This is a genomic window from Solibacillus sp. FSL W8-0372 (genome assembly GCF_037969735.1).
Classification (GTDB): Bacteria; Bacillota; Bacilli; order Bacillales_A; family Planococcaceae; genus Solibacillus; species Solibacillus faecavium.
The window spans coordinates 3,516,570-3,529,292 of sequence record NZ_CP150204.1; the positions used below are offsets into that span (position 1 = coordinate 3,516,570).

The 12,723-nt window shown below is 37.2% G+C and carries 12 protein-coding genes; 3 read left to right on the forward strand and 9 right to left on the reverse strand.

Features of this window, described 5'->3' with window-relative positions; genetic code table 11:
* Positions 1–21: 21 nt before the first annotated feature.
* Positions 22–1,314, forward strand: coding sequence for a transcriptional regulator (locus MKY13_RS18005; protein WP_191700901.1), 1,293 nt, complete (start codon positions 22–24; stop codon positions 1,312–1,314).
* Here the strand turns inward: MKY13_RS18005 and MKY13_RS18010 are convergent.
* The 4 genes from MKY13_RS18010 to MKY13_RS18025 all read right to left on the reverse strand — a co-directional run bounded on the left by MKY13_RS18010 (position 1,308) and on the right by MKY13_RS18025 (position 5,278).
* Positions 1,308–2,147, reverse strand: coding sequence for a Gfo/Idh/MocA family oxidoreductase (locus MKY13_RS18010; protein WP_191700900.1), 840 nt, complete (start codon positions 2,145–2,147; stop codon positions 1,308–1,310). The genes MKY13_RS18005 and MKY13_RS18010 overlap by 7 nt on opposite strands.
* Positions 2,148–2,156: 9 nt before the next feature.
* The gene (locus MKY13_RS18015; protein ID WP_191700899.1) at positions 2,157–2,960 is read right to left on the reverse strand and encodes a carbohydrate ABC transporter permease; all 804 of its coding nucleotides are present in this window, start codon (positions 2,958–2,960) and stop codon (positions 2,157–2,159) included.
* Between the two features lie 24 nt (positions 2,961–2,984).
* A complete protein-coding gene (locus MKY13_RS18020; protein ID WP_339214279.1) occupies positions 2,985–3,902 on the reverse strand; it encodes a sugar ABC transporter permease in 918 nt (305 codons plus the stop codon).
* A 68-nt stretch (positions 3,903–3,970) separates the two neighbouring features.
* Positions 3,971–5,278 (reverse strand): sugar ABC transporter substrate-binding protein, encoded by a 1,308-nt coding sequence (locus MKY13_RS18025; protein WP_339214281.1) that lies wholly within the window; start codon positions 5,276–5,278, stop codon positions 3,971–3,973.
* 165 nt (positions 5,279–5,443) lie between these two features.
* On the opposite strand from MKY13_RS18025, the gene MKY13_RS18030 reads away from it, so the two are divergent.
* Both MKY13_RS18030 and MKY13_RS18035 read left to right on the forward strand, forming a co-directional pair.
* Positions 5,444–6,064 carry a DUF624 domain-containing protein gene (locus tag MKY13_RS18030; protein ID WP_339214283.1) on the forward strand — a complete coding sequence of 207 codons (621 nt, stop codon included), beginning with the start codon at positions 5,444–5,446 and terminating at the stop codon, positions 6,062–6,064.
* On the forward strand, positions 6,061–6,984 hold the full coding sequence (locus MKY13_RS18035; protein ID WP_339214285.1) for an alpha/beta hydrolase: 924 nt from the start codon (positions 6,061–6,063) through the stop codon (positions 6,982–6,984). Before MKY13_RS18030 ends, MKY13_RS18035 begins: the two co-directional genes overlap by 4 nt.
* 126 nt (positions 6,985–7,110) lie before the next feature.
* On the opposite strand, the gene MKY13_RS18040 is transcribed toward MKY13_RS18035, so the two are convergent.
* From MKY13_RS18040 to gatC, 5 genes are all read right to left on the reverse strand, one after another.
* Complete coding sequence (locus tag MKY13_RS18040) at positions 7,111–7,983, reverse strand: GNAT family N-acetyltransferase (protein ID WP_339214287.1); 873 nt, start codon at positions 7,981–7,983, stop codon at positions 7,111–7,113.
* On the reverse strand, positions 7,980–9,161 hold the full coding sequence (nagA, locus tag MKY13_RS18045) for an N-acetylglucosamine-6-phosphate deacetylase (protein WP_339214289.1): 1,182 nt from the start codon (positions 9,159–9,161) through the stop codon (positions 7,980–7,982). Before nagA ends, MKY13_RS18040 begins: the two co-directional genes overlap by 4 nt.
* Positions 9,162–9,298: 137 nt before the next feature.
* Entirely contained in the window at positions 9,299–10,744 is a 1,446-nt protein-coding gene (gene gatB / locus MKY13_RS18050) for an Asp-tRNA(Asn)/Glu-tRNA(Gln) amidotransferase subunit GatB (RefSeq protein ID WP_339214292.1), read from the reverse strand.
* A 1-nt stretch (position 10,745) separates the two neighbouring features.
* Positions 10,746–12,209 (reverse strand): Asp-tRNA(Asn)/Glu-tRNA(Gln) amidotransferase subunit GatA, encoded by a 1,464-nt coding sequence (gene gatA / locus MKY13_RS18055; RefSeq protein WP_191700891.1) that lies wholly within the window; start codon positions 12,207–12,209, stop codon positions 10,746–10,748.
* Positions 12,210–12,226: 17 nt separating this feature from the next.
* Positions 12,227–12,517 carry an Asp-tRNA(Asn)/Glu-tRNA(Gln) amidotransferase subunit GatC gene (gene gatC, locus MKY13_RS18060; RefSeq protein ID WP_008408705.1) on the reverse strand — a complete coding sequence of 97 codons (291 nt, stop codon included), beginning with the start codon at positions 12,515–12,517 and terminating at the stop codon, positions 12,227–12,229.
* Between the last annotated feature and the right edge of the window lie 206 nt (positions 12,518–12,723).

A 12,723-nucleotide genomic window follows, 5' to 3' on the forward strand; every position in this document is an offset into this window, starting at 1 on the left:
ATTTTTGGAGGCCTAGACATAATGAATAATCACACAGCGTATACCTCACAAAGTTTAATAGGCATTATCGTTCCCGAAATTTTGTTGGATACTATAAAAGAAACATTACGTGGATTCCCAAATATCCAACCACATTATTTTATAATTCATGATTTTTCTATGACGGACGAATTACAGCGATTTATATATGAATATGAAATGTTGGTCGTCGCCGACCCTTATATTTTTCAGCAGCTAAAACTTTATGACTCAACACTACCTCTTTATCAAATTAATAGTAGAGCACTTCGTCTATACGAATTACTATTAACCCATCAATTACAAAATGTACAAAAGCAATATTGTTTCGACTTAATGCAGAAAAGTGACATATTATCGATTACACATCAATTACAGCAAGAAATTGATTTTGTTTACTCAATAGGCGAAACGATTGATGAAATAGTGGATGCACATACAAAACACGCTGAGCAAGGTGCCTTCCCTATTACTACCATTGCCTCCGTCTATATATCCTTATGTGAACGCAATATAGAGTGCCGCTATTTAATCCCGACAAAGCAAGAGATGATCGTTTCTTTTGAACGTGTGCTTTTAGCCTCCAAAGGACGACAAAATAAAGAAAGCCAGATTGTATATGGTATTATTCAATTTGAATCAATCACTAATCAAGTGCAATCCAAAGTAGAACAAATATTGCACTATTTTACACAGCAGTTGGATGGCCATTTAATAATGCTGAATCCACTGCAATATAGTTTTATTACAACTAGGGGACAGCTTGAGCGTGAAACACTCGGCTACAAGCATCTACCATTACTTTCTCGATTTAAAGAAGAGCTGCAAATCAATTGCACCATCGGAATTGGATTTGGTATTAATGCTTATGACTCCGGTCGTCATGCAAAACAGGCACTATACCAGGCAAATGAAAATGGACCAAATCTCTGCTATATTGTGCGCGAAGATAATAGTGTAATTGGGCCAATAGACACGACCGTTTTCATCAACTACGAACAATACCCTCTAGTAATTACAGACTTAAAATTACTGGAACGGGCTGAAAAAGCTGGAATGTCTGCTTCTTATATTTCCAAATTAATGGGTCGTATAATGAAGCATCAGAAACTTGTTTATACGGCAGATGAGCTTGCGCAAACACTGAATATTACTCTGCGCAGCGCCAACCGGATTTTACTTAAATGGTTGGATGCTGGACTAGTTGATATTATCGGCGAGGAAAAGGTAGCCCATCGCGGTCGTCCTAGGCGCATCTATTATATTCAGTTTTTGGAGGATATAAAAAATCAATAATTTTTGACCGCCGTCTTAGTCATCAACTCCAATATTCTAATAATCTCTAAAGTTTCTGCCTGATTTATTGGACTTTCCCGTAATTTAAAAAACTGTTCAATTGCTTCAATCAAGTAATCGTAAAACTGAAAATTACCTTCACCAATTTCAAACCATTCACTCTGTTGATGCGTGTGTGTCACAAATTGAAAAGTTTGACGACCTTGTAAGTAACCACGAATTGTAGACACTGTACCATCCATAAATGTAAGTGTGATAAAGTGCTGCTGTTCATTCGACCTTACAGCTATGTCTTCGATTCCCATTCCCTTTAATGCACTAATCATTTCGACTGCATGTATACCATAGTAGAAATAATCTACATCACCTAACATCGGCAGTGGGGTTATTATATCCACTGCCTTAATGTTCCTTTTGGATTTGGCTAGTTGGATTTCTTCTGCAAACCGTAAAGCTGAACAACTCATTATAGGAATCCCGTTTTTGTTGGCAAGCTCTATAATAGCCAAAGCCTGCTCATAATTTTGTGCCAATGGTTTATCTATGAAAACAGGCTTTTTTGCAGCTGACAACTCTTCAAATTGTTCAAAGTGCTGTGATGCATCAACTGATGTAATGATAAACGCATCACAAATCTGCACCAGTTCTTGTAAAGAATTGATAAATGGAATACCGTTTTCACATAATTGTTCCGAGATTCTTTCAATCCTTTTACTGCTTAGTTCAATTGAAGATCCACCTCGATAAGCAACTATTTCATGACCTTTATTTATTAATCGTTCACTAAAGGCAATAGCATGAGATGAGTCTGTTCCAATCATTCCTATCTTCATGACAGCCCCCTACTTAATACCTGACATCGTAATTCCTTCCGTAAAATAACGCTGGAAAAAGATAAATATTAAAAACGTCGGTATAAATGAAATTGTTGCCCCTGCCATTTCGACACCGAAGTTGCCTTCTTTTCCGAGCATTGAGGCAAGACCAACAGTAACAGGGAACATCTTCTCATTAGTCAAATAAATCAATGGCTGGAATAAGTCATTCCAGTTTGAAATAAAGGCAAAGGTACCGACTGTCGCAACAACCGGAAATGAGAGTGGTAAAATAATTTTGAAGAAAATCTGCCAGTCATTTGCCCCATCAATATAGGCTGCCTCCTCCAAATCCTTCGGTATACCTTGTAGAAATTGCCGTACTAAAAATACTCCCATGATTGCCCATAATTCAGGTACAATTAATGCCCAATATGTATTTATCCAACCGAAATCAGCGAACATAATATATTTGGGAATTATAAATAGCTGTTGAGGAATCATGATAACCGCCATAAAAATCCAAAAAATCGCTTCTTTTCCCCAAAATTGCTTTTTGGCAAATATATAACCTAGTAGTGCTGCAAAAAGCATTTGAGTCATAACCGGAATTACGGTAATAACGATAGAGTTCCAAATCCATCGTAAAAAAATGCCGTTTGAAAAAATCGTAATATAGTTTTGAATCGATGGATTGGTCGGTAGCCAAAACAGCGGATCAATTTGTGCTTGCTTTACTTCTTTTAACGATCCGAACACCATGATAATAAATGGCATAATAAAAACGATTGCTAATATTGCCAATGCTGTATAAGAGATTACTTTTTTCATTTATTTGCTCCTCCCCGCACCAGCTTAATAATAATTTGGGTCTTTCCCAATGTATTTACGTTGAATTAACGAGATAATTAAAATGATAAAGAATAACACATACGATAAAACAGCAGCATAGCTTAAATTCAGGCTTGTAAATCCTTGATGATATAGATAATACACAATTGTAGTCGTTGAATAGTTTGGTCCACCATTTGTTAATAGGAAGGCAGAATCAAAAATTTGAAACGAACCAATCGTTGTTGTAATTGCAACGTAAAAGTGTATTGGCTTTAACATCGGGAAGGTCACTTTCCAGAACATTTTCCATGAATTTGCACCATCAATTCGTGCTGCTTCATATAATTGGCGGTCGATGGATTGTAAGCCCGCATAGTAATAAATCATCGTTGTACCAGCTACTTTAAAAATACTTAATCCTGCCAAAACAAGAAGTGCCTGTGATGAACTAGATAAAAACAGCTGCGGGTCAATACCGACAAAACCGATTAAATAGTTAATAAAGCCATCTTCTGTCCCACGGAATAACCATCCCCAAATCCCTGCAATAATTACGAATGATGTAACAACCGGCAAGAAAAATAGCCCTTTAAAGAAGCCTGAAAACTTAATACCCGAATTAATAATTAGTGCCAAAACTAGGCCAAGTGCCATTGTCGGCAGTATATAGTAGAAGGAAAACTTAACAGTATTCCATATTGCTTTCCATGCGATTTCATCATCAAATAAATTTTTCCAATGCTTTAATCCAACAAACTCAGGGTCGCCAATTATTTTCCAATCATGAAAAGTTAAATAGAAGCTAAGAGCAAATGGATAAACTTGAAATATGATGAAGTGAATGATAACTGGAATGAGCACGATATAGACTAATAAATTTTTATTTAATTCTCTCTTTATTCGTGCACTAAGTGATTGTTTAGAAGTTGTAGAGGTCACATGCCTCACCCTTTCTGTACTTGAAGTAATGAGAGAGTTTGATCATTAAGACCAAACTCTCCTTTAAACTATTTGTTAATCAATTTATCAATCGCTTCAGCTGACTTATCCGCAGCTTCTTGAGGAGATTGTTTTCCTTCTAGCATTGCTTGAATTTCAGCTTGAACTAAAGGCATAATGTTACGGCCTTCAGGATGGATAATACCCGGCTTAGCATATTGAGTGTAGCCTGCTAATTGAGCCATGTATGGTTGTGAATCAAAAATATCCTTTGCATCGTCGCGTGTAGGGATATATTGTGTAATATTGTTAAACGTACGTTGATTTTCAGTGTTTGTTACATATTTCATGAACTCTGCTGCCGCTTCCGGATTTTTGGAAATTGCAGAACCTACGAACATTCCAACAGTACCGTAAGTTAACTGCTCAGCATCTTTTAATGGTGGTGCAATAATAAATTCAAATGGTTTCTCAGCTAATAGACGGTTAACAGAAATACCTGAACCGTTTACTGCAAGTAACTTACCGCCAAAGTATAATGAGTCATGATCAAGTGCTGTAATTGAATCTTGAGGGATCCAACCTTTTGAATACATTTCATTAATTAATTCAAATGACTTAACTGCTTCCGGCTTGTTAATTAAAATATTATTACTCTCATCAATTACGTTACCGCCAGCTTGCCATAAGAATGGATAAAGTGTGTTATTTAACGAACCGCCACCTGCATATGAGAATGCATAGTAGCCCGCTGCTTTTGCTTTTTCTGCTAAAGCTTTGAATTCATCCCAAGTTGTTGGAAGGCTGTTTTCATCAACGCCCAACTCAGCTAAAATTTCTTTATTATAAACTAAAGACTCAGCCGTTTGAAGAATTGGCATACCATACTGTTTGCCCTTCCAGCTAGTTGCTTCGATCGCTGTTGGTACAAATCCGCTTAATTCTTCATCTGTCACATATTGTGAAATATCTAAAATTAATTGTTGCTCTGCATATTGAGGCATTTGGTCAGGGATTACATAGAATACATCCGGACCTTGACCTGCTGCTAAAGCAGTCAGAATTTTTTGGTCACGGTTTGCCCATGGAATTTGTTCGAAGTTTACTTTTACCCCTGTTTCACTCTCAAAGTCAGCTGCGAAAGTCTTCCACATGTCACCTTCACCTGTCGTACCGTCTGTATATGGATGTGCCCAAACTGTGATTTCTCCAGATAATCCTGTAGATTCCTCTGTCTCACTGTTAGCGCTTCCATTATCGGTAGTTGTGTTAGTATCAGTTGAATTAGTTTCATCCTCACTACAAGCAACCATTACAGCAGAAAGAACCAATACTAGAAATAATAGTCCAAACTTTTTAAAAATTGAAATACTCATACCCCATCCCCCTTTTTCTTTCTCATTTGTATAAAATAGCAAATTTGCTATTTTTTTCAGACTACAAAAAAAATCGAATTAACTCAAGTCCATTAAAAGTCCTAAATTTAAATTAAACGATTTTTCTGAATTTTTATCTTATAATTAGGGTAAGGGGGTATTTTAATGTCATTTTGGGACGGCTTTTATAGTTTTGGTGTAAAACTATTAAAAATAATATACTTGAATTTTTTATGGTTATTTTTCTCTGCGATTGGACTTTTTGTTTTCGGGCTGTTTCCAGCAACGATTGCTTTATTTACAATTACACGTCAACTGCTGTTGGATATTGAGAAGCCGATTACGCAGACTTTTTGGGAAGTCTATAAAAATGAGTGGTTAAAAGGAAATGGCTATGCAGTCATTAGTTATATCATTCTATTTATTTTAGCAATCGATTTTTATGCAATATATACTTTTGAGTCTTTATCCATTCTTCTTATACCAACTTTTATTATTGCTTTCATTATTTTCGGCACTTTGTTTTTCTTTTTTCCAGTGTATGTACATTTTGATTTAGCATTTTTTGCAATGATTAAACAGGCGTTTTTATTCACCATTACTTCACCTTTTACCGTTGTATTGAATGTTTTAAGTATTATTTTTATATATTTTGTGTTTAATATTATGCCTGGTGCGATACCTTTATTTATCGGAAGTGTTCTTAGTCTATTAATCATGAAGTTTTCTCTTCGTTCCTTTAAAAAAATCGAACAAAGAAAGTTATCGGAGGCTGTATCAGTATGAATGGGCTGCACCCTGAGTTAGTTGAAGTATTTAACAGTAAACTAAAAAATGCACGCACATTCCATCAACTCATAACAAATCGAGCATTCACCCATTTTTCCAAGCAAAATTTCCGCAAGGAAAATTGCATAGTGGAAGAAATTATGATTAATAATGTACGTGTTATTTGTTTAAAACCGAAGCAGGCTTTACAAAATATGCCCTGTTTCGTTTGGTTTCATGGTGGTGGAATGGTATTTGGCAATCCGGATGATAGTATTCCTTATGTCATTGACTTTGTCCATAATTTCCAAGCAGTGGTATTCATCCCTCAATATCGCCTTGCCCCAGAACACCCTTATCCTGCAGCTCTGGAGGATGGTTATGAAACTTTAACATGGATTAGTAAACATGCGAGCGCTCTAAATATAGATCCGGGCAAAATAATAGTCAGCGGAGGCAGTGCAGGGGGGAACTTGGCATTGGCTGTAGCATTAAAGGCACGAGATGATAAAGGACCGCAAATAGCAGCGATTTTGCCATTATATCCGATGCTTGATGCGAAAGAACGATCGTTTCATAAACAGTTTACTTCACCTGCTATTTGGAATGATGATAAAAACAGATACAGTTGGAAGGCCTATTTAGGCAATATGAAAACCATTCCGCAGTACGCATCGCCTTTATATGCCAACTTGGAGAAACTTCCGCCAATCTATACTTTCATAGGCACCCATGATCTTTTTTATGAGGAAGTTTGTGAGTTTGTTGATAAATTACGCGAAGCGCATATAGAAGTTCAACTGGATATTTATAAAGGCTGCATTCATGGATTTGATTTAGAGGATATACCAGTTGCCCATGAAGCAAAAAAGCGCCTTCTACACGTCACCGCAAAATTATTAAATGGACATACTAGTTTTGGCAATTTGCCCGACTAAACTTCTTAAATAGACCGTCCAATAAAGCCGCTTGCGCTATCGCGAGGCGGCAATTTGTCATCCCCAACTTATTGTGATGAATCCGCAAAAAGGAGGTCCGGATAGAATTTTCCGGACCTCCTTTTATTATGCTAAACCACTGTATGGATACAGTAAATTATTCGGATAGTTGACATCAATTTGATTTTTCACAAACATGGCTCCCTCATCTTTGAACATTTCCTGTACAACCGGAATTTTTAAATTATCCGGTGTAAAGCAAAGTTTAATTTTCGAGGTTTTAATCGGTAGGCTTTCCAACACTTCCAACAAATCAAAAGGTTCTTTAGAAATTACATCAATTACTTCAACATGTTGAGCTGATTCTTTTAAAATGACATATACTTGGAAATTTGGAACATAGTAGATACAATCCCGATATTGCGTCAATGCATGGAACATAACAATACTTTCATTTTGAACCATACTCATTTTTTGGCTAATTGGTACACGGCTCATCGTCGTATCGTAAAATAGCCTTCTTTCGATATTATTATCCATGTTAATTTTATTTATTTCCGTTTCATTGGATACAAGATCTTTTTTATCCAATGTAAAAGTAGATTGAGTACGCATTTCAAATCCAAACTTCGGATAAAAACCTAATACTGACTTATTTGCAAATAAGTAAAGTATATTGGCATTTGCATGATCCTCCATTACCTTTTCCATTAGCCGCCGTGATAATCCCTTCCCTTGGAATTTTGGATTTGTCATGACAGTCCCTATTTGAACAGCTTTATACTGTTTGCCATCTAAAACCATCAATCCCGTACTTGTTGATACATTTGAAGCTATTTCACCATCCACTTCAAAGGCATAGGGACAATATGTATCGTTCCAATAACCAAGCTCATCCCATTGTTCAAATTTAAGACTAAACGTTTCATCAGCTAAATTAAAAAAACTCCTTTTTAGCTGTAAGTCAGTGCGTATAGCATCCCCTTTAATAAAATTCACTTGGACTCCCCCTTTAGGTGCTCAAAAATTACTTTCCCTTCTGAAACAGTCATTACAACATCCTCTTGTTCATTTATTATATAAAAATCAGCATCTTTACCAATTTCAATTGAACCTTTATGTTCATATAACCCTAACAGTTTTGCACTATTTGTTGCTGTCAGCTTAGCCAGCGTCAAGTCTGATAGTTGAAGCCATTCTTTCATGTTTTTTCTTGCCTTATTTAAATTAAGTGTGCTTCCTGCAAGCGCATCACTTTCCACCAGTTTACACAACCCATTCTCTACACGAACTTGCTGTCCACCTAAATCATAAATGCCATCCACCAACTCAGTTGCCCTCATACTATCTGATATTAATATCATCCGGTCTTCACCAATCGTCTCAAAAATAAAGCGGATCATGTCTGGATCAAGATGTATTCCATCCGCAATAATCTCTAGCTTACTGTCACTTTGCAATAAAGCTACTTGCAGACCCGGCTCACGGTGATGGATTGACCTCATCCCATTGCAAAAATGAGTAGCATTTTGAATTAGCTGTTGCTCCAATAAGACCTTTGTTTCAGCATACTTCGCATTAGAATGTCCGATGGATGCTACAATGTCATTATTTTTCAAGTATGATGCAAGCTTTTTCCCTTCATCCAGTTCCGCTGCAAATGTTATGAGCTTTATTTGTTTTTGTGAAGATGAATTTAGTTTTTCAAAAATTTCAGCAGAGGGCTTTATAATATATTGATCAGACTGTGCACCCTTTTGAATCGGATTAATAAATGGACCTTCTAAATGAATACCTACTATTTTGGCACCCTCTACTGAACTTCCCGTATCGGCAATCGTTCGTAAAGCATGTTCGATTTGATTTAATGCGGCTGTCATTGTAGTTGCCAAAAAGCTCGTCACACCATGCTTAGCAAGTGCTTTACTAATCGTATTAAGACTACTTTCTGTTCCATCCATTACATCTGCACCTGACATTCCATGAATATGCTGGTCAATCATCCCTGGCATTAATTTATAGGTAGCCTTTGTTTCCACAAGATCAATCTGTTCAGGTAAGCCGGCTTTTTCACAAAGCTGGACAATTTTTGCGCCTTCAATAATCGCATAATGGTCTCTGGCTATGTGCTGTTCTCGTACAATTTGAATTGGTCCGACACCCCATGTCTTTCCCATAATAAACCCCTCCCTCTTTCCGCTATTTATAATTCCAATTATTAGCTTATGATTATAATTTATCAAGTGAATTTCTTTAACACCCAAATAAAAAAACGACAGTCTATTTATAATAGACTGCCGTTCACACGAAGAAATTATCGTTTATTAATTTCTTCCATTAAAATTTGGTTTGTTAATTGAGGGTTTGCTTGTCCTTTAGATGCTTTCATAATTTGGCCTAAAAGTGCTTTAATCGCACGTTCGTTGCCGCCTAAGAAATCAGCTACCGATTTTGCATCATTATCAAGAACAGTTGTAACGAAGCCACGGATTATTTCTGGATCAGAAATTTGAACTAAGCCTTTTTCCTTCACGATTTTCGCTGCGTCTCCACCATTAGTAACTAATTCAGTGAACACTTTTTTCGCGATTTTAGAAGAAATTGTGCCGTCAGAAATTAACTTCACCATACCAGCTAAGTTTTCTGGAGTTAAAGCAGTATCTTTCAACTCTTTTTGCTCTGAGTTTAAGTATGCAGAAACGTCACCCATTAACCAGTTTGCCGTTAATTTTGCATCAGCACCAGCCGTTACTGTTGCATCAAAGAAATCAGAAATCTCTTTATTAACAACAAGTACGTTTGCATCATAATCTGTTAAGCCTAATTCAGAAACGTAACGTGATTTACGAGCATCCGGTAATTCAGGAATTGACTGGCGAATACGCTCTACCCACTCATCAGAAATAGAAAGACGTACTAAGTCTGGCTCTGGGAAGTAACGGTAATCATCCGTACCTTCTTTTACACGCATTAAAATCGTTTTACCTGTCTTTTCATCGAATCGGCGCGTCTCTTGCTCAATAATGCCACCAGCCATTAGTACTTCTGCCTGACGAACTTCCTCATGCTCTAAACCACGGCGTACGAAGTTAAACGAGTTTAAGTTTTTAAGCTCTGTTTTTGTACCGAACTCTTCTTGACCATATGGACGGATCGAAATGTTCGCATCACAACGTAATGAACCTTCTTCCATACGTACATCTGATACACCTGAATATTGAATAATTGATTTCACTTTTTCAAGGTATGCGTAGGCTTCATCCGGAGTGCGGATATCTGGCTCAGATACAATCTCAACAAGAGGTGTTCCTTGACGATTTAAGTCTACTAAAGAATAACCATCAGCGTGTGTTAATTTACCTGCATCTTCTTCCATGTGAAGACGTGTAATACCGATTTTCTTTTTGTAGCCCGGCGTATCGCCTTTAGCAGGAATTTCAATTTCAACCCATCCATTTTTACCGATTGGCTTATCAAATTGTGAAATTTGGTAAGCTTTCGGATTGTCTGGATAGAAGTAGTTTTTGCGGTCGAATTTAGTTTCTTGTTCGATTTCCATATTTAATGCTAAAGAAGCACGAATTGCATAGTCCACTACTTGTTTATTTAATACTGGCAAAACACCTGGGTACCCAAGATCAATTACCGACGTATTTGTATTTGGCTCTGCACCGAAATGGTTTGGGGAAGCCGAGAAAATTTTAGAATTCGTTTTTAATTCAACGTGAATTTCTAAACCAATGACTGTTTCAAAGTTCATCTTATTTTACCTCCCATAGTGCTGGAGTTTTTGTGTTAAAGTCTGTATTTTGTTCGTAAGCATATGCTACGCGGTAAAGTGTTTCTTCATCGAAGTGTTTACCGATAATTTGTAACCCTAGTGGTAAGTCATTTTCAAAACCACATGGGATTGAAATTGCTGGTACACCCGCTAAGTTAATTGGAATTGTTAAAATATCGTTTGCGTACATTGTCATTGGATCATCAATGTTAGCACCGATTGCGAATGCAGGTGTTGGCGCAGTAGGTCCAATAATTACGTCATACTTTTCGAATACTTTGTCGTAATCTGCTTTAATTAATGTACGTGCTTGTTGCGCTTTTTTGTAGTAAGCATCATACGTACCTGCTGATAATGAATACGTACCAAGCATGATACGACGTTTTACTTCGTCGCCGAAACCTTCAGCACGAGATTGTTTGTATAGCTCTAATAAGTTTTTAGCGTTTTCTGAACGGTAACCGTAACGAATACCGTCAAAACGTGAAAGGTTAGAAGAAGCTTCAGATGATGAAAGAATGTAGTAAGCTGCTAACGCGTATTTAGAGTGCGGTAAAGATACCTCTTCTACTGTTGCGCCTAGACCTTTTAATACTTCCAGTGCATCAAGAACTGATTGTTTTGCTGCTTCGCCAACGCCTTCTCCAAGGAATTCTTTTGGTACAGCGATTTTTAAACCTTTAATGTTACCATCTAAACTTGCTGCATAATTCGGTACTGGCACATCAGCAGAAGTAGAATCCATTTCATCTACACCTGAGATTGCTTCAAGTAATAATGCGTTGTCTGTTACATTACGTGTAATTGGTCCGATTTGATCTAATGAAGATGCGAATGCAACTAAACCAAAGCGTGATACACGACCATATGTAGGTTTCATTCCTACAACACCACAGTAGGCTGCTGGTTGACGGATTGATCCACCTGTATCAGATCCAAGTGAGAATGGGACTTCGCCTGCTGCTACTGCTGCTGCAGATGCACCTGAAGAACCACCTGGTACGTGCGAAAGATTCCATGGATTTTTCGTTGTTTTATACGCCGAGTTTTCGTTTGAAGAACCCATTGCGAATTCGTCCATGTTTAATTTACCGACTGTTACCATACCGGCATCGCGTAATTTTTTCACGATTGTTGCATCGTAAATTGGCATAAAGCCTTCTAGGATTTTAGAAGCACAAGTTGTTTCTAAACCTTCTGTCACGATATTATCCTTAACTCCGATAGGCATACCGAATAATGGACCGCGCTCCTCAAAAGGAACTTTATCTAATTCTGCCGCTTTAGCAGTTGCTTGTTCTTTATTTAATGCTAAGAATGCTTGTACGTCGCCGTCTAACTTTTCAATGCGGTCAAATGCTTCTTTTGTTAATTCCGCAATTGTAAGTTCGCCCGACTTTAAGCTTTCTTGTAGTTGTGCTGATGTGCGCTCAAATACTGTCATGCGAGTGGTTCCTCCTATTACTCCATAATTGATGGTACTTTAATTTGACCTGCTTCTTGTTCTTTTACGTTTAGCATTACTTTTTCAAGAGGTAAGCCTTCTTTTGCTACGTCCTCACGAAGTACGTTCACTAAAGGTAAAACATGTGAAGTCGGCTCTACATTTGTTGTATCTAATTCATTTAACTGCTCTGCAAAATCAGTGATCTTTCCAAGTTGTTCAGCAAATTTCTCTGCTTCCTCTTCTGTGATTGCAAGGCGAGCTAAGTGCGCTACGTGTTTTACTTCTTCTTTTGATATTTTTGCCATTTATTACACCTCCAAAGTATCGAATCAAATATGCCTCGGCATATGTGTCAGAGTTTTTGAATACGTTCGAAAAACTAAAAATCTTGATTATCTGCCGGGGCTATATGTGGAGTCAGTGATTGTTTCGGACACCCGCTGATTCTACATAAACCATGCCCATAATGATACCATTTTTCCTAATAAAAATCACAGCTTTGCGAAAAAAT